A 23,574-nucleotide genomic window follows, 5' to 3' on the forward strand; every position below is an offset into this window, starting at 1 on the left:
CAATTTGGAACATAGGTGGAAGCGATGTTTACAGTTCTACTTGTGATTTACCTGTTGGCAGCGGTTGGTATCATTGGCCTAGTGTTGATCCAGCAAGGTAAAGGCGCAGATATGGGGGCCTCATTCGGTGCTGGTGCTTCAAACACAGTGTTTGGCGCGAGCGGCTCAGGAAATTTTCTAACCCGAATGACTGCAATTTTTGCAACAGTATTTTTCATCTTTAGTCTTGTGTTAGGCAATATGTCTACTCACAAAGCGGAATCACAATGGGTTGACCCTACTAAAGGTCAAGTGATCGAGCAAACAACTGAAGGTGCATTGAGTGAAACTCCAGCCTCAACAGGCGACGAAATTCCTCAATAATCTTACTGTAAAGTAAGAAAGGTTATGCCGAGATGGTGAAATTGGTAGACACACTAGCATGAGGTGCTAGCGCTTCGGTGTGAGGGTTCGAGTCCCTCTCTCGGCACCATGTTTACAAACTTGTAAAACACCTTGTTGAGCGTATAATGCTCGCAAGTCGGACGCGGGGTGGAGCAGCTTGGTAGCTCGTCGGGCTCATAACCCGAAGGTCGTCGGTTCAAATCCGGCCCCCGCAACCAATTATCTTCTATTCTTAGAGTGGTGATTGTTGCAAGTTTGGCAGTGTTTACCTCACTGCAGTTGAGAAGAAATTCTCAATTTATCAGGGTCCAGCAGCAAAAACCCCGACTTTCGGGGTTTTTTGTTATCTGTGTTTCTTAACGTGAAATACAGGTGCTTTGCTTGGAATTTAAATTGGGCTCTATGCCCTTTTTTTGTTTCTGGAGTGGTTTAAATGACTGGTTTAGAAAGACAATTAACAGACATGCTTGAAGCTCCTGTGGCTGCTTCGGGTTATGAGTTAGTTGGACTAGAGTTTGTTCGAGCAGGGCAACACTCAACACTACGTATCTACATTGATCATGAAAATGGTATTAACGTTGATGATTGTGCAGAAGTTAGTCACCAAGTGAGTGCTGTATTGGATGTTGAAGATCCGATCACTGTGGCTTACAACTTAGAAGTGTCTTCGCCAGGTTTGGAAAGACCACTCTTTAAAGCTGCACATTATGATCAGTTTATCGGTCACGAGGTCAGCATCGTATTGAAAATGGCTGTAGCAAACCGTCGTAAATGGAAAGGCATCATTCACTCAGTTGATGGTGAAACTGTTGCTGTAACTGTAGACGGACAAGAAGAACATTTTGCTATTAGCAATATTTCAAAAGCTAACCTGATCCCTAAATTTTAGTTCTCCTAGAGAAAAGAGCTTAAGAGGCTATAACAATGAGTAAAGAAATTTTAGCGGTTGTAGAGGCTGTTTCGAACGAAAAAGCAGTACCTCGTGAGCGTATTTTTGAAGCGCTTGAAATTGCGCTAGCAACATCAACTAAGAAAAAATACGAAATTGACGTAGATGTTCGTGTTGCTATCGACCGCAAAACTGGTGAGTTTGAAACTTTCCGTCGTTGGTTAGTGGTAGACGAAGTAGAAAACCCAACTAAAGAGATGTCTCTAGAAGCTGCATCTTATGATGATGATTCAGTTAAGTTAGGCGATTACTACGAAGAAGAAATCGAATCTGTAACGTTTGACCGCATCACAACGCAAACTGCTAAGCAAGTAATCGTGCAAAAAGTACGTGAAGCAGAGCGCGCACAAATCGTTGAACAGTTTATCGATAATGAAGGTGAGCTAGTAACGGGTGTGGTTAAGAAGGTTAACCGTGAGACTGTTATCCTAGATCTTGGCAACAACGCTGAAGCGGTAATTTTGCGTGAAGACCAACTTCCTCGTGAAAACTTCCGTCCAGGCGACCGTGTCCGTGGCCTTCTGTACAAAGTGGCTCCAGAAGCTCGTGGTTTCCAACTTTTCGTTACACGTTCTAAGCCTGAAATGTTGGCTGAACTGTTCCGTGTAGAAGTGCCTGAAATCGGCGAAGAGATGATCGAACTGAAAGGCGCTGCTCGTGATCCTGGTTCTCGCGCGAAAATCGCAGTGAAAACCAATGATCGTCGCATCGACCCTGTTGGTGCGTGTGTAGGTATGCGTGGTGCACGTGTACAAGCAGTATCTAGCGAGCTTGGTGGCGAGCGTATCGATATCGTGCTTTGGGATGATAACCCAGCGCAGTTCGTTATCAATGCAATGGCTCCTGCTGATGTCGCTTCTATCATCGTTGATGAAGATGCACACTCAATGGATATCGCTGTTGAAGCCGATAACCTAGCTCAAGCTATCGGTCGTAACGGTCAAAACGTACGTCTTGCATCTCAACTATCTGGTTGGGAACTGAACGTAATGACGGTTGCTGATCTAAACAAGAAACACCAAGAAGAATCAATGGCAGCTATCGAGAACTTTATGAAGTACCTTGATATCGAGCAAGATTTTGCTGAGCTATTGGTTGAAGAAGGTTTCTCAACATTGGAAGAAGTTGCGTACGTTCCAGTAAATGAACTACTAGAAGTAGACGGTCTGGATGAAGATCTTGTTGAAGAACTACGTAACCGTGCCAAAGATGCATTGACAACAATCGCATTGGCACAAGAAGAATCGTTCGAAGGCTTAGAGCCAGCTGAAGATCTACTTTCTCTAGCAGGTCTTGAGCGCGATATGGCATTTAAACTTGCTGCTAAAGGTGTAGTGACACTTGAAGATTTAGCAGATCAAGGTATCGACGATCTTGAAGGTATTGACGGTCTAACCGAAGAACGTGCTGGCGAGCTAATTATGGCAGCTCGTAACATTTGTTGGTTCGGCGAAGACGCATAATTTCAGCAAGGGAGAAAGCGGCATGACACAACTTACAGTTAAAGCACTGAGTGAAGAAATTGGTACTCCAGTTGACCGCTTATTAGAACAACTTGCTGATGCTGGTATGAAAAAAACGAGTTCAGACAGCGTATCAGAAGATGAAAAAAGCAAACTTCTGAATCACTTACGTAAGGAACATGGAGAGGGCTCAGGATCTGAGCCAACTCGTTTAACGCTCCAGCGTAAAACCCGCAGCACACTAAGTGTTAGTGCAGGTGGCGGTAAAAGTAAGGATGTTCAAGTTGAAGTGCGCAAAAAACGAACGTATGTTAAGCGCAGTGCAATAGAAGATGAGGCAAAACGCGAAGCAGAAGAAGTTGCTATGCGTGAAGCTGAAGAATTAGCGAAACGTGAAGCTGAAGAAGCTGCAAAACGTGAAGTGGAAGCGCAAGCTCAAGCGAAACGTGAAGCAGAAGAAAAAGCAAAACGTGAAGCAGAAGAAAAAGCAAAACGTGAAGCAGAAGAAGCTAAGCGTGATGCACAGGGTGGGGCGCAACGTGAACGTTCTGCTGAAGATAAAACGAAGCAAGAAGCAGCGCGAAAAGAAGCCGAAGCATTGAAGCGTCGTCAGGAAGAAGAAGCTAAGCGTAAAGCTGAAGAAGAGAGTCTTCGCCAGCTTGAGAAAGCACGTGCATTGGCTGAACAGAATAATGAGCGTTGGTCTGCGGAAGAAGAGAAAAAGGGTAGTATGGACGATAATACAGATTACCATGTGACCACCTCGAGCTATGCTCGTGCGGCAGAAGATGAAGCAGACCGTCGTGAAGAAGGTGGTCGTCGCCGTGGTGCTTCAACCAAGACGAAAAAGACAAAAATGTCTAATCGTGATGACAAGCAAGAGCGCGAAACTCGTCGTGGTGGTAAAGGCCGTAAAGCAGGCAAGATTGCAAAACCAACATCAATGCAACATGGCTTTGATAAGAGTGCAGTCGTTGCTAAATCAGATGTTGTTATCGGCGAAACTATCGTAGTTTCTGAACTGGCAAGCAAAATGTCAGTGAAAGGTACTGAAGTCATCAAAGTGATGATGAAGATGGGCGCGATGGCAACGATTAACCAGGTGATTGACCAGGAAACAGCACAACTTGTTGCTGAAGAAATGGGTCACAAAGTTATTCTTCGTAAAGAAAACGAACTTGAAGAAGCGGTAATGCAAGACCGTGACAACGAGTTTGAAAAAGTTTCTCGTGCACCAGTTGTTACCATCATGGGTCACGTAGACCATGGTAAAACATCAACACTTGACTACATTCGTCGTACACACGTTGCATCAGGTGAAGCGGGTGGTATTACACAGCACATTGGTGCATACCACGTTGAAACACCAAACGGTATGATCACGTTCCTTGATACTCCTGGACACGCGGCGTTTACGTCTATGCGTGCTCGTGGTGCTCAAGCGACAGATATCGTTGTACTTGTCGTTGCAGCGGACGATGGCGTGATGCCACAAACAATCGAAGCTATCCAGCACGCGAAAGCGGCGGGTGTACCTCTGATTGTTGCTGTGAACAAGATCGATAAAGACACTGCTAACCCAGATAACGTGAAGAACGAACTGGCACAGTACGATGTTATTCCTGAAGAGTGGGGCGGTGAGAACATGTTCGTTCACATCTCTGCAAAACAGGGTACTAACATTGACCAACTTCTAGAAGCTATCCTGCTACAAGCAGAAGTTCTAGAACTGACAGCTGTGAAAGACGGCATGGCTTCTGGTGTGGTTATCGAATCACGTTTAGATAAAGGTCGTGGTCCAATCGCAACGGTACTTGTACAGTCTGGTACTCTGAACAAAGGCGACATCGTTCTTTGTGGTCAAGAGTACGGTCGTGTACGTGCTATGCGTGACGAAGTAGGTAACGAAATCAACGAAGCTGGTCCTTCTATTCCTGTAGAGATTTTAGGTCTTTCAGGTGTACCTGCTGCGGGTGATGAAGCGACAGTTGTACGTGATGAACGTAAAGCTCGTGAAGTTGCAAACTACCGTCAAGGTAAGTTCCGTGAAGTGAAACTAGCTCGTCAGCAGAAATCTAAACTAGAGAACATGTTCTCTAACATGACTTCTGGTGACGTTTCTGAATTGAACATCGTACTGAAAGCTGACGTACAAGGTTCTGTTGAAGCAATCGCTGATTCATTGATGAAACTATCGACTGAAGAAGTGAAAGTAAACATCGTAGGTTCTGGTGTTGGTGGTATTACTGAAACTGACGTAGTACTAGCAGCAGCATCTAATGCTATCGTTGTTGGCTTTAACGTTCGTGCGGATGCTTCAGCTCGTCGTGCTGTTGAAAACGAAAGCATCGACCTACGCTACTACTCAATCATTTACCAATTGATTGACGAAGTTAAAGCGGCAATGAGCGGTATGCTTGCTCCAGAATTCAAGCAAGAGATCATTGGTCTTGCTGAAGTTCGTGACGTATTTAAGTCACCGAAACTAGGCGCAATCGCAGGTTGTATGGTTACTGAAGGTGTTATCAAGCGTAACGCTCCGATTCGTGTACTACGTGATAACGTGGTTATCTACGAAGGTGAACTTGAGTCGCTACGTCGCTTTAAAGACGACATGCAAGAAGTTAAGAATGGTTACGAGTGTGGTGTCGGCGTTAAGAACTACAACGATGTTCGCGTAGGCGACCAAATCGAAGTATTCGAGACTATCGAAATCCAACGTACCATCGATTAATTCGCTAAAATTAATGAATCCTTTGTTGCTAAGTTCGTCAATCGATAAGCGAAATTGGGTTCATTAATACAGTAGTATTAACGGCAATGTTCGGTTGTTGAATACGCCATGGGGGAGTGGGAATACCATTCCCCCATTCTTTCTATTAGTGAGAAAATTATGCCAAAAGAATTTAGCCGCACTCAACGTGTGTCTCAACAATTACAAAAAGAACTCGCAATGATCCTTCAACGCGAAGTTCGTGACTCTCGTTTAGGAATGGTGACCATTTCTGACGTGGAAGTTTCTCGTGATCTCGCTTACGCGAAAGTATTCGTAACTTTCCTATGTGTTGGTGAGCAAACTCCAGAGTCTTGTCTAAAAGCTTTACGTGAACACGAAGTTCATATCCGTATGATGCTTGGTAAGCGTATTCGCTTACGTCTAACTCCAGAAATTCGTTTCCATTACGACAGCACCTTAGTTGAAGGTATGCGTATGTCTAACCTTGTTTCTGAAGTAGTAAGTAGCGACAAGCAAAAGCAAAAAGAAGCAGGTCGTGAGGACGAAGAGTAATGGCTCGTCGTCGTAAAGGGCGTCCGATTAATGGTGTGGTGCTGATTGATAAACCAACTGGCATCTCATCCAACGACACCTTACAAAAAGTTAAACGCCTTTTCTTTGCTGAAAAAGCAGGGCATACCGGAGCGCTAGACCCACTTGCAACCGGAATGCTGCCTATTTGTTTAGGCGAAGCGACTAAGTTTTCTCAGTTTTTGCTTGATTCCGATAAGCGTTATCGTGTGATTGCAAAACTGGGTGAACGTACCGATACATCAGATTCAGACGGTGAAGTGGTTGAAACACGTGACGTGAATGTTGATCGTGAAACGCTGATGAGCTGTATCGAAAAATTCCGTGGTGAAACAGACCAAGTACCATCAATGTTTTCGGCATTGAAATACCAAGGTCGTCCATTGTACGAATATGCTCGTCAAGGTATCGAAGTTCCGCGTGAGTCTCGCAAAATCACTGTTTACGACATCGTACTGCATCGTTTTGACAACGGTGAAGTTGAGATGGAAGTTCACTGCTCAAAAGGCACTTACATCCGTACAATAGTTGACGATTTAGGTGAAATGCTAGGTTGTGGCGCGCATGTAACTATGCTGCGTCGTACTGGTGTAGCGAAATATCCATATGAAAATATGGTGACGCTTGAGCAGCTTAACGAAATGGTTGAGCAGGCACACCGTGAAGAACGTTCACCTTATGATGTTCTTGATGAATTACTGTTGCCAATGGATACCGCTGTACAAGATTTGCCAGAAGTAAACCTTGTGTCTGAGTTGGTTGATATGGTTCAACACGGACAGCCTGTTCAGGTATTTGGAGCTCCAACTGAAGGCATTGTTCGTATGACTGGCGGCGAAGAACGTTTGTTCTTAGGTGTTGCTGAAATCGATAATGATGGAAAGGTAGCCCCAAAACGTTTGGTTGTTTTTCCGCAGTAATATCTAGAAATAGCGCTTGTGTGGTTAAAGGTAATTCCCTATAATCCACGCTCCTCGTGTCGGCTGAATCAGAGATTGGCGACACAAATATAAACTTAACTCTTTAGGAGAGAATTATGTCTCTGAATGCAGAAACTAAAGCAGCAATCGTTGCAGAATACGCACGTTCTGAAGGCGACACAGGTTCACCAGAAGTTCAAGTAGCACTACTTACAGCTTCTATCAACCACCTACAAGGTCACTTCAAAGAACACAAAGGCGATCACCACAGCCGTCGTGGTCTTCTACGTATGGTTTCTAGCCGTCGTAAACTTCTAGACTACCTAAAAGGTAAAGATCTAGAGCGTTACCACGCGCTAATCAGCCGTCTAGGTCTACGTCGCTAATCGACGTCTGCCAAGCAGGTTTAAGAAAAAGGGGCATTATGCCCCTTTTTTGTGTCTGCTATTTAGTTCTCCCCTTGAAAAGGGAGGAGAAAAATACCCCAATTTTTTCCTGAAATTAGCATCTTGCTGCAAGCGGGTATATACTATGCGCGGCGAAATCCTTCATTAGGATTTTAAACCTAAGCTCACTACATTACAGTCAACCACGTCGACCAAACGGTCGCGGCTATCCAAAGCGTGTTTGCAAGCCCTCTTTTGTTGGCATAGTGAAGCGCGTTTTCACTAGTCGCGATTCGTAATGTGTGAGATTCATTTATTTAGTCTGGGCATTAGCTCAGAGCAAGGAATATTTACATGTTCGAAAAACCAGTTGTTAAAACGTTTCAGTATGGCAACCACACTGTAACGCTAGAAACAGGTGTTATTGCTCGTCAAGCAACATCAGCAGTAATGGTTACTATGGATGATACCGCAGTATTCGTATCTGTTGTTGGTAAAAAAGAAGCAGTAGAAGGCCAAGATTTCTTCCCTCTAACTGTAAACTACCAAGAGCGTACTTACGCTGCAGGTAAGATCCCTGGTGGCTTCTTCAAACGTGAAGGTCGTCCTTCAGAAGGCGAAACTCTTATCGCTCGTCTGATCGACCGCCCAATCCGTCCACTGTTCCCAGATGGCTTTACTAACGAAGTTCAAGTTATCGCAACAGTAATGTCTGTGAACCCAGATGTTCAGCCAGACATCGTAACTATGATTGGTACTTCTGCAGCGCTTGCGATTTCAGGTATCCCATTCAACGGTCCTATCGGTGCTGCACGTGTTGGTCACATCGATGGTCAACTAGTACTGAACCCAAGTGAAAAAGAACTAGCGACGTCTCGTCTAGACCTAGTTGTTGCTGGTACTGATTCTGCAGTTCTAATGGTTGAATCAGAAGCTGACAACCTAACTGAAGAAGAGATGCTTTCTGCAGTTGTATTTGGTCACGACCAACAACAAACTGTAATCAATGCAATCAATGAGTTTGCAGCTGAAGTTGCTACTCCTGCATGGAACTGGACTGCACCTGCTGAGAACACAGAGCTTAAAGCGAAAATTGCTGAACTTGCTGAAGCTAAATTGGTTGAAGCTTACCAAATCACTGAAAAAATGGCGCGTTATGACCGCATCCATGAAATCAGTGCAGAAGTAAACGAGAAGCTACTTGCTGAAAACGAAGAGTTGAACCTAAAAGAAGTACACACTATTTTCCACGATCTAGAGAAAGTAGTTGTACGTCGTAGCATCATCGCTGGTAACCCACGTATCGATGGCCGTGAAAAAGACATGGTTCGTGCACTAGACGTACGTACTGGCGTTCTTCCACGTACTCACGGTTCTGCGCTATTTACTCGTGGCGAAACTCAGGCTCTAGTAACGGCAACTCTAGGTACTCAACGTGATGCTCAAATCATCGACGAACTAACTGGTGAGAAGAAAGATTACTTCCTACTACACTACAACTTCCCTCCATACTGTGTTGGTGAAACTGGTTTTGTAGGTTCACCTAAGCGTCGTGAAATCGGCCACGGTAAACTGGCTAAACGTGGTATTGCAGCAGTAATGCCTTCTCCAGAAGAATTCCCGTACACAGTACGTGTGGTTTCAGAAATCACTGAATCAAACGGTTCTTCTTCAATGGCTTCTGTTTGTGGTACTTCTCTAGCTCTTATGGATGCTGGTGTACCAATCAAGTCTTCTGTTGCGGGTATCGCAATGGGTCTTGTTAAAGAAGGCGACGATTTCGTTGTTCTTTCAGACATCCTTGGTGACGAAGACCACCTAGGTGATATGGACTTTAAAGTAGCAGGTACTAACACTGGTATCACTGCACTTCAAATGGACATCAAAATTGAAGGTATCACTAAAGAGATCATGCAAATTGCTCTTAACCAAGCGCAAGGTGCACGTAAGCATATCCTATCTGTGATGGATCAAGCTATCTCTGGTGCTCGTGCAGATATCTCTCAATTTGCTCCACGTATCCACACAATGAAGATCAACGCTGAGAAGATCAAAGACGTTATCGGTAAAGGTGGTGCAGTTATCCGTGCTCTGACTGAAGAGACTGGTACAACTATCGAAATCGAAGATGACGGTACAATCAAGATCGCAGCAACTTCTGGTGAGCAAGCGAAAGAAGCGATTCGTCGTATCGAGCAAATCACTGCTGAAGTTGAAGTTGGTAAGATCTACACGGGTAAAGTTGCTCGTCTAGCAGACTTCGGAGCATTCGTAACTGTTCTGCCAGGTAAAGACGGTCTAGTTCATATTTCTCAAATCGCTGATCAGCGTGTAGAGAAAGTGTCTGACTTCCTAACTGAAGGCCAAGAAGTTCAAGTTAAAGTACTTGAAATCGATCGCCAAGGCCGTGTTCGTCTAAGTATGAAAGAAGCGGTAGAGAAGCCAGCTACAGAAGCAGCAACTGATTCAGCTCCAGAAGCAGAATAAGTTTACGTAAAAGATGAATGCGAACTGTTTTCGCATTTTATCTAAAAAGCGTGTTATAAAGGGAGCGTAATTCGCTCCCTTTTTCATGCGTTAGGGGTATACAGGAGTATCTATTAGTGAAATGGTTCAAAACCGCAGCGGCCAGTGCAGCGCTAATGCTATTAGCTGGATGTGCGAGCACCTCATCAGAATCGGATCAAACTGTACCATGGGTTTATCCACCAATGGCTATTCCTTTACAGGCAAATGTTCAACAAGAAGTTCAAATCGCACGCTTGACGCAATTATTACAACGCTCTGATTTAACAGACGAAATACGAGCAAAAATGCTTTTTGAGCGAGGCAATGCTTATGACAGTGTGGGATTACGAGGTCTGGCTCGTTTAGATTTTACTCAGTCGTTAACGCTTAACCCTGCACAGCCCGATGTCTTCAATTTACTGGGTGTTTATTATACAGAGGCTGGTGATTTTGACGCGGCTTATGAATCCTTTGATTCAACTTTAGAACTTGATCCAGACAATGAGTATGCAATGCGTAATCGAGCGGTTGCACTTTATTATGGAGATCGCCCACAACTTGCATTCGATGAAGCAGATAAACACTATCAAATGGATCCGAATGATCCGTTTCGTGCTCTTTGGCGTTACATCATCAAGATGGATCTCGATCCTAAAGCTGCAAAAATTGAGCTCACTGAACAGCTTAAATCTCACAATGATGAATGGGGTTGGTTGCTAGTTGCTATGATGCTCGACGAGATTTCAGAAGAGCAGCTTTTTAAAGCGGTGTTGACAAGTACTAGAGATAACAACTTATTGGCACAACGTTTAACGGAAGCTTATTTCTATTTAGGTAAGCGTTACCAAATGCAAGGTGACTATGCCCATGCTGTATCGCTCTATAAACTTGCAATCTCATTTAATGTATACGAATACGTAGAGCATCGTTATTCGTTTATTGAAATGGGACGTATCTATAAAAATCTGCGTGAAGCTCAGCAAGCGAAAGAGAAAGTAGATCTTACGGCTAGTGAGTAATACCAATCTGGAAAATTAATAGATCAGTGAATGGGCATCGATACGCAAGCCCTCTGAGCCAGAGATGGCTCAGCGGAGGTTCACGGACGAATTGATGCGCGTTTGTGTTCGATGCCCATTTGTTGTTACACAGATATGCTCAGTCTGATCATATTTTTATCTAAGATGGCATAACGTTTTGTTTTAATCGCTATGTAAAAAATTCAGTGTCGACACTGGATTTTTATTGGTTGAAGAGTTAATTGGTTAACTCTAGTCGAATAAGAACTTCTTCCGTCACATCAATGATTTCGCCATAACCTGAAATTGAGCCGATTTCTTTTTCTAATGTTTTTGCTTGGTGGGCGCTAATTTGTGTTAGTTCATCTAAGTCACGCTTTAAAAGTACTGTAAATGGATCAAAAACCGGTGCTCCACAGAGGCGTAAAACAAAAATTTCTCCCATTAATTGTGCTTTCTGAATGAACTTAATTCTCTCTCTAGTAGTTGCGAAATCACTCAACAACTTGGTTTCAACTGATTGAATGCGAGTCCCAAACTTAATTGCCGCTATATAAACCTCATTGTACTGAGCTTCCGCACCATCGATTCGTTTCATGGGGGTTGCTAGCAAAGTATTCGTATGCCCTTTAAAAATAGGCTCAAGAGATAGCTGACCTTCCTGCCCCAACTTAGCAAATAAGACTAGATGTGACGGCAGAGGATAATTCACTCCAATTACTTTCGGTTTTAAGCTTGGGCCACTTTTTTCAACAAAAATAGGCGCGCTGACGATTTTGTAGAGCAGTATATTATGTAACCCTTCAAGTAATTGAGGGCTAGGAAGAATCTCTTCTTTTGGCTTGAGTTTATCTTGATTGTTCTCAATGATGCTGTTGAAAAAAGCGATCATTTTCATTGTCTGAGCGGTTTCGTCGATCATTAGATGCAGACGCTGTCCTTCAGGTCCGATGCGTATTACTTGATAAGGCACATTATTTAGAGGTAAGTTTTTGTCGTACAGTTTCAGCTCTAGATAATCGATGTTGATCATGTCACCCGCTTTCAATTGCACAGGGCTATTCATGAGCACATTTAGCCCACGTTTTGACAGATCTACAGTGGCGCCGTCGCCGAGTACTTGGCCATTTTGAATGACGTTAAGTGGTGTTTTTAAACGATAGCGTGGCTCTTTACGACGCGAACGAGCGTCAAAATAGATACCTGTTGGTGCGCCCAACACTTTGCGTGGATGACGAAATGAGTTAAGAGCACTGCTTGGTAGTTGCGGTTTATCAACTAATAGGTAATCTTTTGAAGAGCTGAAATCACTGATTTCTTGAAGTATTCCACAGTGAGTTAATTTGTTGGATTGATTTGCCAGTTCGGTTGAATGGGCCGCGAGCTCTTCTCTTTCTTGCTCTGAAAGTTCGAACACAGATAGACGGAAAGCCTTCCAGCTCTCTTTACGAGCACCGATATGCCAGAATAATTTGCGTTGTTCGCTAGTGGCTTCAGGCATCATCATAGAAAAGAAGAATGTTTTATCCTGGTGCTCATGTTTGAAAGCGTAAAGCACGTTGTTGCTGCCACTTACCCCAGGTTTTGTCAGCATTTCCATTCGACTTTGATTAAACAAACTGCTTAAAGACTGTTGGTTACGCTCATCGTGCCAGTATTGCCAAAGTGAGTGATTATTTTCAGTAAGTAATGCCAGTTTTAGTTCATTACCGCTAAAAAATACGGGTAGATTACAAGTATGCTTGAGATAGATATGCTCGTAGCCTCGGGTCCGAGCCCTGATGATTTTATCTTGGTTATCATGGCGAGCTTTTTGGCTGTTGTTTTTTAATGATATAGCAATTACTTTTTCAATGATTTCGCTTTCAGATAGTTTCAATGTACGCAAATATTTGACGGCATCATTGTCATAAGATTCATCGACTCCTAAAACGCGGTACTCAATGGGTTTGTTTAAACCTTCAACTTGGGTGCTTTTACTCAGTTCAGTGAACTGAACCCAAATAGTATCGCCAAGTTTGTAGTTGAATGCGGAAGGAACTTTGAATTTAGCGCCCGATGCAGATAAATCAACACTCAAACCATGAACAACTTGCTCATTACTCGGTAGGTGAATTTTTACTTGAGTATTAAGTCTTAAGCGGTTTTCCAAGCGTTTAAGATCGTAACCCAATTTGATAGGTTCAACCTCAAAACTACCTTCAATTGTGGCGTTTTTACTTTGATTTAAAGTACCTTGCTGCTTCATTACTCGAAAGTTGTTACGAGTATTGATTAAGCTTTCCCAAACCCCTTCGGTATAAGCGCCAAACTTTTTAATATTCTTGTGATATGAGTTAAACGCAACATCATCAAGCCAATGTTTACGTCCATCTAAGTCGTATTCTCTGCATTCACCCTGAACTCGCCCTCTCAAGTCGATGCTTTTGGTACATGGCGTCATGACTCGATTCAATTCCATCTTTACTAAAAGTTTGACAGACGGCGGCTGGCCTCCTGTGAATTTATTCAGGAGTTGCTCAAAGTCGGCTGATTTATAAGCTGGGATGAGCCGTTCAGCGAGGGAGAGAATTTCAGATTGCTGCATAGTTTTCTGTTAGAGTAGTGTTCTCTTAGTAAAATCGGCATTGATAGTGATTTCTTTAGCAATATGTTGCATTGATTCAACATATTATTAAAGTCTCGCTGTCACAACTTAGATGAATTTGAGGAACCATGGTAAAAGCAAAACGTGCTTATGTGTGTAACGATTGCGGCGCAGATTTTCCCCGTTGGCAAGGCCAGTGTAATGCTTGTGGCGCGTGGAATACCATCGCTGAAGTGAGACTAGCAGCCTCTCCACAAGTTGCACGCAATGAGCGTCTTAGTGGTTATGCTGGTAGCGTAGAGTCTACGGTTCAAACTCTCTCTGAAATCAATTTGCAGGAAGTGCCACGTTTTAGCAGCGGTTTTAAAGAGTTAGATCGGGTGTTAGGTGGTGGTGTTGTTCCTGGAGCAGCAATCTTAATTGGTGGTAATCCGGGAGCAGGTAAGTCCACACTTTTGTTACAGACAATGTGTTTGCTTTCATCTCAAATGCCAACGCTTTATGTGACGGGTGAAGAATCACTTCAGCAGGTTGCTATGCGAGCTTCACGATTAGGTCTGCCTAAAGAACATCTGAAAATGCTCTCCGAAACCAACGTTGATAAGATTTGTCAGGTAGCAGAAAAAGAGCAACCAAGAATCATGGTGATTGACTCCATTCAGGTTATGCATGTGGCCGATGTTCAATCATCACCAGGCACCGTGGCTCAGGTAAGAGAATCAGCGACAGCGTTGACTCGTTACGCCAAGCAAAACAATGTCGCGGTGTTTATTGTCGGTCACGTCACTAAAGACGGTACTTTGGCTGGTCCTAAAGTACTGGAGCATATTATCGATTGCTCAGTGTTGCTGGATGGGGGCTCTGATACTCGCTTTCGAACCTTGCGTAGCCACAAAAACCGCTTTGGTGCAGTCAATGAACTTGGTGTCTTCGCAATGACAGGGCAAGGGCTACGAGAAGTGAGTAACCCATCTGCGATCTTCCTCTCACGTGGAGAAGAGGATACATCTGGAAGCTCTGTCATGGTTGTGTGGGAAGGTACTCGACCTTTGCTTGTTGAAATACAAGCATTGGTGGATTACTCACAGTTAGCTAACCCTAGACGTGTTGCCGTAGGTCTGGAACAAAACCGACTCTCATTACTACTTGCTGTATTACATAAGCACGGTGGGCTACAAATGGCAGACCAAGATGTGTTTGTAAATGTGGTGGGCGGTGTAAAGGTAACTGAAACCAGTGCGGACTTAGCACTATTAATGGCTCTTTTATCTAGCTTTCGTGACAAACCACTACCAAAAGACGTCGTTATTTTCGGTGAAGTGGGACTGGCGGGGGAAATTCGTCCAGTACCAAGTGGACAAGAACGTTTAAATGAAGCATTCAAACATGGTTTTAAAAGGGCCATTGTACCTGCTGCGAATATGCCTAAAGGTGGTGTTGCAGGAATGCAGATACATGGCGTTAAGAAACTATCAGAGGCTATTGAGGCATTCGATGAGCTATAAGTGCGGGTCGATTCCTAAAATATGAGAGTAAAAGAAAATATTTTTGAATTAGCTCGCGTCTTGGGAAGGAATCGCCTATATTTCACGATCATTAGCTGTAGTTAAATATTTTTTAAGGGCAGCGGCTTGCAGGGGTATCAGTCTTGACAGATTATGATATACTCTGCGCGCATTTTATATCCTATTAACAGAGTAAGACAATGGCAGATTTATCGAAATACAGAAACATTGGTATTTTCGCGCACGTTGACGCGGGTAAAACCACTACCACTGAGCGTATTCTAAAGCTTACAGGTAAAATCCATAGAACTGGTGAGGTTCACGATGGTGAGTCTACTACAGACTTCATGGTTCAAGAAGCAGAGCGCGGTATTACTATCCAGTCAGCAGCTGTAACGTGTGAGTGGAAAAATCACCGTCTAAACGTTATCGATACTCCTGGACACGTTGACTTTACAGTTGAAGTATACCGTTCACTTAAAGTTCTTGATGGCGGTATCGGTGTATTCTGTGGTTCTGGCGGTGTAGAACCTCAGTCAGAAACTAACTGGCGTTACGCTAACGAATCTGAAGTTTCACGTATCATTTTCGTAAACAAACTAGACCGTATGGGTGCAGACTTCTTCAACGTAGTTGAGCAAGTTAAAAACGTACTTGGTGCAAACCCACTAGTTATGACTCTACCTATCGGTCGTGAAGACGATTTCGTAGGTGTGGTTGATATCCTAAACCGTCAAGCATACGTATGGGATGACTCTGGTCTTCCAGAGAACTACTCAATCCAAGACGTTCCTGCAGACATGGTTGACGATGTAGAAACATACCGTGAAATGCTGATCGAAACAGCAGTTGAGCAAGATGACGAGCTAATGATGGCTTACATGGAAGGCGAAGAGCCAACTGTTGAGCAAGTTAAAGCTTGTATCCGTAAAGGTACTCGTGACCTAGCGTTCTTCCCAACATTCTGTGGTTCTGCATTCAAAAACAAAGGTATGCAACTTGTTCTTGACGCAGTAGTAGATTACCTACCAAGCCCAACAGAAGTTGAGCCACAAGATCTAACAGACCCAGAAACTGGTGAACCAACTGGTGAGAAAGCGATCGTAGACGCTGAGCTACCACTTAAAGCTCTTGCATTTAAGATCATGGATGACCGTTTTGGTGCTCTTACATTCGTACGTATTTACTCAGGTCGCATTAAGAAGGGTGACACCATTCTTAACTCTGCAACTGGTAAAACTGAGCGTATCGGCCGTATGGTTGAGATGCAAGCGAACGACCGTACTGAGATCACTGAAGCTCAAGCTGGTGACATCATCGCTATCGTTGGTATGAAGAACGTTCAAACTGGTCACACTCTATGTGATGTTAAACACGAATGTACTCTAGAACCAATGATCTTCCCTGAGCCTGTAATCTCTATCGCTGTTGCGCCTAAAGATAAAAACGGTTCTGAGAAAATGGGTATCGCGATTGGTAAAATGGTTGCAGAAGATCCATCTTTCCAAGTTGAAACTGACGAAGATTCAGGCGAAACCATCCTTAAAGGCATGGGCGAGCTTCACCTAGACATCAAAGTGGACATCCTTAAGCGTACTTACGGTGTTGAACTAATTGTTGGTGCTCCTCAAGTAGCTTACCGTGAAACAATCACTAAAGCTGTTGAAGATAGCTACACACACAAGAAACAATCTGGTGGTTCTGGTCAGTTCGGTAAGATTGACTACCGTATCAAACCAGGTGAGCCAAACTCAGGCTTCACGTTCAAATCAACAGTTGTTGGTGGTAACGTACCTAAAGAATTCTGGCCTGCAGTAGAAAAAGGCTTTGAAGGAATGATGGCTCACGGTGTTCTAGCTGGCTTCCCTACGCTAGACGTTGAAGTTGAGCTATTCGACGGTGGCTTCCACGCAGTTGACTCATCTGCTATCGCATTTGAAATCGCAGCGAAAGGCGCATTCCGTCAAACTATGCCTAAAGCTGGCGCGCAACTTCTAGAGCCAATCATGAAAGTTGACGTATTCACTCCAGAAGATCACGTTGGTGACGTAATCGGTGACCTTAACCGTCGTCGTGGTATGATCAAAGACCAACAAGCAGCAGCTACTGGCGTACGTATCAAAGCAGACGTTCCACTATCTGAAATGTTCGGCTACATCGGTACACTACGTACAATGACTTCTGGTCGTGGTCAGTTCTCTATGGAGTTCGCACACTACGCACCATGTCCTGCTAACGTAGCAGAAAAAGTTATCGCTGAAGTTAAAGAGCGTAACGCTAAGAAATAATGCCTAGTTAGCTATTAAATAGTTAATAAGTATTAGAAAACCCCATCAGTGAAAGCTGGTGGGGTTTCTTTTTATCGGTACTATTTAGTCAAATGAAAGATCATACCATTCTAGATAAAAATATGATCAGACTGGGCATCGGCGTGCAGCGAATGGACGTCAAACGCAAACGCGCATTTATTCGTCCCTGAAGCTCCGCCGAGCCATCCATGGCTCAGAGGGTTTGCTTATCGACGCCCATTCACTGATCAGGAAGTTTTCCAGAATGGTATCACTTTTCCCAAACAATCAGTTGATCTTTGGGCCAGTTTTGCCCGATCTCATGATATTTTTTTTCCAAAACATGGCGTTTGATTTTTAGCGTTGGAGTCAAAATACCATTGGCTATCGACCAAGGCTCTTTGATCATCAAAACGCCTTTTATCTGTTCGTGTGTTTCCACTTCAGCATTAATACGTTTGATTATTTTTTCAGTGGTTCGCTCGTAACGTGAACGGTCAAAGTGTGGGAATGCATGAGGCACAACCAGTAGAATTGGCGCTGGTAGGCCCAAGCCAATCATACACATCATTTCTACCCGAGAATATTCGAACAGTTTCTTTTCAATAGGCACTGGCGCAACGAATTTACCTTTTGCTGTTTTAAAGGTGTCTTTCTTGCGGCCTTGAATACTGAGATAACCATCGCTGTCTATCGAGCCAATATCACCAGTGTGAAGCCACCCCTCATTATCGAATGACTCTTTAGTAGCTATGTCATTATTGTAATAACCGGAGAACAACCCCTTGCTGAGAACCAGAATTTCGCCATCTTCAGCGATTTTAATCTTCACCCCTGGACCAGAGTTTCCTACTGTACCAATTTTGTCTGCTCGAAATGGGTAGTTAATGGTGCTATAGGCGAATGACTCCGTCATCCCCCAAGCTTCAGTGATATTTAACCCAATCTGGTGATACCAACTAAGCAGTGCCGGCGAAACAGGTGCTGAGCCACAGCCAAGTATTCTGGCGTTATTTAATCCTAAGCTATCTGCGATTTTTCGTTTAATCAGTGAGTTCAGAAAAGGTACTTTCAGCAAAATATTAAGTTTGCGCTGTGGTAACTTATCGAGGATTCGTTGTTGGAACAAAGTCCATAGACGGGGTACCGAAATAAAAAATGTGGGTCGCTGCATTCTGACGTCTTCAATAAACGTCTCAAGTGATTCAGGAAAAGCCGTTTGTACACCACCTTGGATAGACGTACCAAAAATATAAACGCGTTCGGTTATATGAGCCAAAGGAAGATATGAGAAGAGGCGATCGTCTTCTCTTAAGTTAATAAGATTGATCAGTTGTTGTACAGACCAAGTAAATGCACCATACGTCAACATTGCCCCCTTGGGCTGACCAGAGGTTCCGGAGGTATAAACCAGTGACATTAGCTTATCATCATGGTGTTGAACTCTTTCTGAACTTGGTGGGTATTGCTTGATGAGATCCTGATAATAGTATTGGCATTTCGGTGCAGAGTCGTAGGGTAATGCAATACTGATGACATTCGGCATTTCATTTAAAACCGTAATGACAGCCTCACTATCATCCAACTTACCGACAATGATGTGTTGGCTGCCACTATGGCTGAGGCAGTATTCGATAGTGTCAGCGCCTGCGGTTGGAAAAATAGGTACACTGATGTAATCACCAAGCATCATGGCTAAATCGCAAATAAACCATTCGGCACAGTTTTTGGAAATCAGAGCAACCTTATCTCCAGGTTTGGCGCCGAGATCTCGCAGCGCAGAAACTAAGCGCAAAGCATTATTGGCAACGTCAGCATAGGTAAATTCAACAAATTGGCGGTTAATTATCTGTTTAAGATAAATGTCATTCGGACGCTCTTTGGCCCATTTTAGAATCATTTCGTTTGGCGGAGGGAGAGAGCAGTAAGCTTGATGTGACTCATTTGGCAGAATCATTTTCGAACTCCATACAACAGCGCTTGGTTATAAAAGACTTATTATTATAAAAAACAGTTGTTATAAAAAAACAGTTGTTATTAAAATGTTAATTTAAATTAACATTAGCACGTATTGGTCAGTTCGAAAAAGAGCAAAACGTGAAAATTTGTAACTTTAAGGGACATTTACCTGCCGAAATAGGCCTGGGCTAATTCCGGTTTTCTTTTTAAAAATTCGCGAGAAATAGGATACATCGTGGTAACCGCACTGATAGGCGACAAAAGCTATCTTTGCGTTTGGTTCTTCAAGCAGTAAACGTTTTGCCAGTGTGATTCGCTTGCTGCAAATATAATCGCGAAAACTCACGCCCACCATTTTTTTGAACAGTTTAGAAAAGTAGGAAATGGAATAATGGCAATAACTTGCGACGTCTTCTTCGCGAATATCTTGAGTTAGATTGAGTTCAATATGCCTTAATATCTCCTGCATCTCTTTGCTCATGTTTTGCGATGAGTTAGCGAGGCTTTGAGATCTCAAATTTGAGGTTTTATAACTACTTGAAAATTTTAAGCTTAATTTTTCACAGATAGCATCGGTGATAATTAATGGGTCATCTTGAGTGATATCCATGGTTGCAAAAATGACATCATTACGGTGAATCATTTTATCAAAGTTGCCGTCATGAATAATAACCAAGTATTTATTAAGGTTTACACAAATTCTCAGAGCGGTGAGTAGTAACTCTTGGTATTCTGCGCCATGCAGAAAAAAAAGTGAGTAGTGAATATTGGCTTCGCTCAATATGGAGACATCTTGACCATGTTCAATAATGGTAAAGCATGAATGACAAGCATCTTGTACCTGTTGAGGTAATTGATTGACAGGGCTTCCAAGCCAATGCGCGACATGTTTTGTTGCCATAAGTGAATATCATCCTTTCGAAGACTAGCAATCTCAAGTCGTTTATATCAATGTCAGGTAACTGTTAATTGTGTCAAAAAAGCGTCATAGCACTGTAAGCGTAGAGTCATGGAGAGAAAGTGCAAGTCGTCATTCTTAAGTTGCAGTACATTGTCCCAAAAATAGTGAGTTCATCTTGTTAATAAGTGATGTCCATTCATTTTGTAAATGTAATTTTTTTTATTGGTTTCAATAATGAGAAAGTTCAATTGTAAATTAATCAAACTTATAAATAGATAAATTACTCAGTATTAACCATTTGTATCTTCGGTACTCATGCTTATTTATAAAAGGATTGATAACGGATATGGCGTTACAAATTAGTGCTAATTCACCTTTTAGTTTGAGAAAAACTTTCCGTAAAAATAATCTTTTGGATTAAAAAAGTACCAAAAGAAGACAAAAAAGTCCTAACTGCTAATTTAAGAACTCTCTACATTAGAAATGAGCCATTTAAAAAGGGGGGTCTCAAATGAATAAGTTTATTGAACAAGTTAAAGCTTTTTGGGCTGACGAAGATGGACTTAGTGCGGTGGAATATGTGGTTGCCGGTTCGTTGATTGTTGCAGGACTAGCGGCTGCTTTTGGTAGCCTAGGAGACGCAATTAAAAACGGAGTAGACGATATCGTTGATTGTGTTGAAGGCACTGCAGGAACATGTGGTGTTGCTGCTGAATAATCTAAGGATATGTTGATTACTATCTGGGTCATTCTTGTAATTGTTGGGGTATTCGATGCTCGTGAGTATCGGATACCCAATTCACTGGTGTTGTTGCTAGTCGTATTAAGCTTTGTGGCTAGCTTCATAGAACCGTCTGTAATTCAACAAGGATGGTTGTTGCATATCGCAGGTTTCGTCGCAGCTTTCTTTATCGGTTTAATTTTCTACGTGTTGAAAATTATGGCGGCGGGAGATGTAAAGCTGTTTGGCGTTTTGGGTTTAATGCTAGGTCTCATTCAACTGCCTTTGTTTGCACAATATTTGGCGGTGAGTTGTGTTTTTATTGGTGGCATGTACTGGTTGCTAAATCGGCTTGAACTTGCAGGGCAGGCAACACGCGTTAATAACAGTAAAGGCAATATTGCCCACACTATTTCAATACAGGCGTATCAACTTAAAGATGATTTCAAGAGCAGACGCAATCTCGCTTATATGCCATTTGCTCCCGTTTTGATTGTGGCGCTCGCCATGTATCACTACTTTCACGGTTAGCGTTTTTACCAATTTTAATCTTTTTTAGTTTTCAATCTCTCGTCTCGCTAAAGGATGTAGCTATGGCAGAAGTACTACAAAAAGAAGTTTCGAAAACAGCGCTCACTCCTCAGGCGGATGCGCCAAAAGTGCCTACAGCATTTGATGAGCTGCACATTCCGCAAGCCGTGTTGGAAAACTTGCTGCTTAAGCAGCTAGTCGCTTATCCTAAATCGGATATTTTGCAATTGACTCGCTTGATGGCCATTAGCAGCCATATGATTGAAGATCTTATAGCGGTATTACGCAAAAAGTCTTTAGTCGAAGTTTATCAAGCAGAAAGTAACAGCTATTTAGCCCAGTCTTCTGGTCATGTACGTTATGGGTTATCTGAAACGGGTATGCAAGAAGCGGATAACGCTTTTGCTCGCGACGCCTATCTAGGACCCGCACCGGTATCATTGCAAGATTATTACGCTATGGTTAAAGAGCAGGATGTGCGGGCTAAATTGGTGACTCGTCCCGATGTTACCCGTGCTATGAGTGATGTGTTTGGCGCTGAGCGAATGATATCAGTATTAGGCCCAGCGATTAACTCAGGTCGAGCGTTATTATTGTATGGAGATGCCGGGACGGGCAAAACCTACGTGGCGACAAGGCTACTCAACTCGCTCAATACCTCGGTCTACATTCCTTATGCGGTTTATGCCGCGGGGAATATTATTAAAGTCTATTCGCAACAGCATCATAAACCTGTAGCTGCAAATAATGCCCAGCAGCAAAGTCTGACTTATAAAGATCAATATGATCGTCGCTGGGTGCTATGCGAACGCCCAAGTATTCAAGTGGGCGGTGAGCTGACAATGGATATGCTGGAAGTTAACCATACCGAACATAATCGAGTATGGATGGCACCACTGCAAATGATGGCCAATAACGGTATTTTGGTGATTGACGACCTTGGGCGTCAACCTATGCCAGTTGATACGATTTTGAATCGCTGGATAGTGCCGATGGAGTACTTTTTTGACCATTTATCTCTGCCTAACGGACAGCAAATTACCATTCCTTTTATTTTGACCCTAGCATTTTCCACTAACTTAGACCCAGAAAAAATCAGTGACCCTGCTTTTCTACGTCGTTTAGGCTACAAAATTCAGTTTCATCCACTGCACAAATCGGAATATCACGCCCTATGGGAAAGTATGGCGAGTGGTCGTTCTTTGTCTGTGCAGTCTGCGTCTTTCGACAGTTTGTATCAATTACACACGCAGCATAGTGTCGGTTTTTACCCCTGTTTACCGAAAGACATTATAGGAATCAGTCGAGACATCATTGCATTTGAAGAGGCCGAGCCAGTTATTACGCCCGAAATTTTACAACGGGCATGGCAGGTTTATTTCACTGCGGATGGTAACGGAGGGGGTGCTCGATGAGCCGTAATCAAATTATTTTGTTGTTCTTATTATCGATAATTTTTGGTTTAGGTGCGGTATTTTTTGCTAAACAGTGGATGGATAGACAAGCCCGGCCTCAAACCAAAGTGGAAGTGGTCGAAAGGGAACCTGTCATCGTAGCATCCGTGGAAATTGCTGCAGGGACTGTACTTAATGAGCAGCACTTCACCATCAAACAATTAGAAAAAGCGTGGCGGGCTGAAAACCAATTCACCGATACCAGTACGTTGGTGGGTATGGTGGCAACCGATAATATCTATCCTGATGAAATTGTTATTGCTGAGCACATTAATGCGCCGGGGCAGGGTGCCACTTTGGCCACTTTGATTCCAGAAGACAAACGAGCAGTAACCATACGAGTCAATGACGTTATTGGGGTGGCGGGTTTTTTGCTTCCTGGTAACCGAGTGGACATATTAAGTACTGTAAATTCATATACTTACACTGTGTTGAAAGACATAAAAGTATTGGCAGTGGACCAAACAGCAAGAACCAAAGAGAACAAGCCCATCATTGTTCGGGCGGTGACTCTGGAAGTGGCTCCCAAAGAAGCGGAGAAATTACTCACGGCAAACAGTAAAGGTGCGATTCAACTCGCTTTGCGTAACCCGAATGCGGTGGAACCAAAAGTAGTGAATAGCTATGTTGCCCCCCGAGTAACCATTATTAAAGGAACGAGCTCATCCAGCGTTCGCGTCAATGAGTGAGGT

Annotated in this window: 18 protein-coding genes and 2 tRNA genes; 17 read left to right on the forward strand and 3 right to left on the reverse strand. The window is 43.2% G+C overall.

What is annotated here, in order from left to right:
• The first annotated feature begins 24 nt into the window (after positions 1–24).
• The 11 genes from secG (at position 25) to nlpI (ending at position 10,936) form a co-directional block, all read left to right on the forward strand.
• A complete protein-coding gene (gene secG / locus G5S32_RS02680; protein ID WP_165310364.1) occupies positions 25–363 on the forward strand; it encodes a preprotein translocase subunit SecG in 339 nt (112 codons plus the stop codon).
• 26 nt (positions 364–389) lie between these two features.
• Positions 390–472: transfer RNA gene (locus tag G5S32_RS02685), tRNA-Leu, on the forward strand.
• Between the two features lie 53 nt (positions 473–525).
• Positions 526–602, forward strand: a tRNA-Met gene (locus G5S32_RS02690).
• Between the two features lie 215 nt (positions 603–817).
• Positions 818–1,273 carry a ribosome maturation factor RimP gene (rimP, locus tag G5S32_RS02695; RefSeq protein WP_165310365.1) on the forward strand — a complete coding sequence of 152 codons (456 nt, stop codon included), beginning with the start codon at positions 818–820 and terminating at the stop codon, positions 1,271–1,273.
• 35 nt (positions 1,274–1,308) lie between these two features.
• Positions 1,309–2,796, forward strand: coding sequence for a transcription termination factor NusA (gene nusA / locus G5S32_RS02700; RefSeq protein ID WP_165310366.1), 1,488 nt, complete (start codon positions 1,309–1,311; stop codon positions 2,794–2,796).
• A 22-nt stretch (positions 2,797–2,818) separates the two neighbouring features.
• Complete coding sequence (gene infB / locus G5S32_RS02705) at positions 2,819–5,530, forward strand: translation initiation factor IF-2 (protein WP_165310367.1); 2,712 nt, start codon at positions 2,819–2,821, stop codon at positions 5,528–5,530.
• A gap of 159 nt (positions 5,531–5,689) precedes the next feature.
• Positions 5,690–6,085 carry a 30S ribosome-binding factor RbfA gene (rbfA, locus tag G5S32_RS02710; protein WP_165310368.1) on the forward strand — a complete coding sequence of 132 codons (396 nt, stop codon included), beginning with the start codon at positions 5,690–5,692 and terminating at the stop codon, positions 6,083–6,085.
• Positions 6,085–7,023, forward strand: a complete 939-nt coding sequence (truB, locus tag G5S32_RS02715; RefSeq protein ID WP_165310369.1) for a tRNA pseudouridine(55) synthase TruB — start codon at positions 6,085–6,087, stop codon at positions 7,021–7,023. The genes rbfA and truB overlap by 1 nt, the downstream gene beginning before the upstream one ends.
• A gap of 116 nt (positions 7,024–7,139) precedes the next feature.
• Positions 7,140–7,409 carry a 30S ribosomal protein S15 gene (rpsO, locus tag G5S32_RS02720; protein WP_165310370.1) on the forward strand — a complete coding sequence of 90 codons (270 nt, stop codon included), beginning with the start codon at positions 7,140–7,142 and terminating at the stop codon, positions 7,407–7,409.
• A gap of 354 nt (positions 7,410–7,763) precedes the next feature.
• Complete coding sequence (gene pnp, locus G5S32_RS02725; RefSeq protein ID WP_165310371.1) at positions 7,764–9,896, forward strand: polyribonucleotide nucleotidyltransferase; 2,133 nt, start codon at positions 7,764–7,766, stop codon at positions 9,894–9,896.
• A gap of 116 nt (positions 9,897–10,012) precedes the next feature.
• Positions 10,013–10,936, forward strand: coding sequence for a lipoprotein NlpI (nlpI, locus tag G5S32_RS02730; RefSeq protein WP_165310372.1), 924 nt, complete (start codon positions 10,013–10,015; stop codon positions 10,934–10,936).
• Between the two features lie 238 nt (positions 10,937–11,174).
• On the opposite strand, the gene G5S32_RS02735 is transcribed toward nlpI, so the two are convergent.
• Positions 11,175–13,523, reverse strand: coding sequence for a PilZ domain-containing protein (locus tag G5S32_RS02735; RefSeq protein WP_165310373.1), 2,349 nt, complete (start codon positions 13,521–13,523; stop codon positions 11,175–11,177).
• Between the two features lie 128 nt (positions 13,524–13,651).
• On the opposite strand from G5S32_RS02735, the gene radA reads away from it, so the two are divergent.
• Together radA and fusA are read left to right on the forward strand one after the other, a co-directional pair.
• A complete protein-coding gene (gene radA / locus G5S32_RS02740; protein ID WP_165310374.1) occupies positions 13,652–15,028 on the forward strand; it encodes a DNA repair protein RadA in 1,377 nt (458 codons plus the stop codon).
• A 200-nt stretch (positions 15,029–15,228) separates the two neighbouring features.
• Positions 15,229–17,316, forward strand: coding sequence for an elongation factor G (gene fusA / locus G5S32_RS02745; RefSeq protein ID WP_165310375.1), 2,088 nt, complete (start codon positions 15,229–15,231; stop codon positions 17,314–17,316).
• Between the two features lie 271 nt (positions 17,317–17,587).
• On the opposite strand, the gene G5S32_RS02750 is transcribed toward fusA, so the two are convergent.
• Together G5S32_RS02750 and G5S32_RS02755 are read right to left on the reverse strand one after the other, a co-directional pair.
• On the reverse strand, positions 17,588–19,273 hold the full coding sequence (locus G5S32_RS02750; protein ID WP_165310376.1) for an AMP-binding protein: 1,686 nt from the start codon (positions 19,271–19,273) through the stop codon (positions 17,588–17,590).
• A 156-nt stretch (positions 19,274–19,429) separates the two neighbouring features.
• Positions 19,430–20,176, reverse strand: a complete 747-nt coding sequence (locus G5S32_RS02755; RefSeq protein ID WP_165310377.1) for a helix-turn-helix domain-containing protein — start codon at positions 20,174–20,176, stop codon at positions 19,430–19,432.
• 511 nt (positions 20,177–20,687) lie between these two features.
• Here G5S32_RS02755 and G5S32_RS02760 point away from each other — a divergent pair.
• From G5S32_RS02760 to cpaB, 4 genes are all read left to right on the forward strand, one after another.
• Positions 20,688–20,894 carry a Flp family type IVb pilin gene (locus G5S32_RS02760; RefSeq protein WP_165310378.1) on the forward strand — a complete coding sequence of 69 codons (207 nt, stop codon included), beginning with the start codon at positions 20,688–20,690 and terminating at the stop codon, positions 20,892–20,894.
• Between the two features lie 9 nt (positions 20,895–20,903).
• On the forward strand, positions 20,904–21,428 hold the full coding sequence (locus G5S32_RS02765; RefSeq protein ID WP_165310379.1) for an A24 family peptidase: 525 nt from the start codon (positions 20,904–20,906) through the stop codon (positions 21,426–21,428).
• Between the two features lie 62 nt (positions 21,429–21,490).
• Complete coding sequence (locus G5S32_RS02770; protein ID WP_165310380.1) at positions 21,491–22,843, forward strand: ATP-binding protein; 1,353 nt, start codon at positions 21,491–21,493, stop codon at positions 22,841–22,843.
• Positions 22,840–23,571: a Flp pilus assembly protein CpaB gene (cpaB, locus tag G5S32_RS02775; protein ID WP_165310381.1), complete on the forward strand. Its 732-nt coding sequence runs from the start codon at positions 22,840–22,842 to the stop codon at positions 23,569–23,571. Before G5S32_RS02770 ends, cpaB begins: the two co-directional genes overlap by 4 nt.
• The last annotated feature ends 3 nt before the right edge of the window (positions 23,572–23,574 follow it).

The sequence above is a fragment of the Vibrio ziniensis genome (assembly GCF_011064285.1).
In the GTDB taxonomy this organism is placed as follows: domain Bacteria; phylum Pseudomonadota; class Gammaproteobacteria; order Enterobacterales; family Vibrionaceae; genus Vibrio; species Vibrio ziniensis.

Coding starts and splice junctions, on each gene's coding strand:
- G5S32_RS02770 (WP_165310380.1), top strand. CDS start 21,491: ATGGCAGAAGTACTACAAAAAGAAGTTTCGAAAACAGCGCTCACTCCT.
- nusA (WP_165310366.1), top strand. CDS start 1,309: ATGAGTAAAGAAATTTTAGCGGTTGTAGAGGCTGTTTCGAACGAAAAA.
- G5S32_RS02750 (WP_165310376.1), bottom strand. CDS start 19,273: ATGATTCTGCCAAATGAGTCACATCAAGCTTACTGCTCTCTCCCTCCG.
- rpsO (WP_165310370.1), top strand. CDS start 7,140: ATGTCTCTGAATGCAGAAACTAAAGCAGCAATCGTTGCAGAATACGCA.
- G5S32_RS02755 (WP_165310377.1), bottom strand. CDS start 20,176: ATGGCAACAAAACATGTCGCGCATTGGCTTGGAAGCCCTGTCAATCAA.
- infB (WP_165310367.1), top strand. CDS start 2,819: ATGACACAACTTACAGTTAAAGCACTGAGTGAAGAAATTGGTACTCCA.
- G5S32_RS02765 (WP_165310379.1), top strand. CDS start 20,904: ATGTTGATTACTATCTGGGTCATTCTTGTAATTGTTGGGGTATTCGAT.
- radA (WP_165310374.1), top strand. CDS start 13,652: ATGGTAAAAGCAAAACGTGCTTATGTGTGTAACGATTGCGGCGCAGAT.
- fusA (WP_165310375.1), top strand. CDS start 15,229: ATGGCAGATTTATCGAAATACAGAAACATTGGTATTTTCGCGCACGTT.
- G5S32_RS02760 (WP_165310378.1), top strand. CDS start 20,688: ATGAATAAGTTTATTGAACAAGTTAAAGCTTTTTGGGCTGACGAAGAT.
- rimP (WP_165310365.1), top strand. CDS start 818: ATGACTGGTTTAGAAAGACAATTAACAGACATGCTTGAAGCTCCTGTG.
- G5S32_RS02735 (WP_165310373.1), bottom strand. CDS start 13,523: ATGCAGCAATCTGAAATTCTCTCCCTCGCTGAACGGCTCATCCCAGCT.
- secG (WP_165310364.1), top strand. CDS start 25: ATGTTTACAGTTCTACTTGTGATTTACCTGTTGGCAGCGGTTGGTATC.
- cpaB (WP_165310381.1), top strand. CDS start 22,840: ATGAGCCGTAATCAAATTATTTTGTTGTTCTTATTATCGATAATTTTT.
- pnp (WP_165310371.1), top strand. CDS start 7,764: ATGTTCGAAAAACCAGTTGTTAAAACGTTTCAGTATGGCAACCACACT.
- rbfA (WP_165310368.1), top strand. CDS start 5,690: ATGCCAAAAGAATTTAGCCGCACTCAACGTGTGTCTCAACAATTACAA.
- truB (WP_165310369.1), top strand. CDS start 6,085: ATGGCTCGTCGTCGTAAAGGGCGTCCGATTAATGGTGTGGTGCTGATT.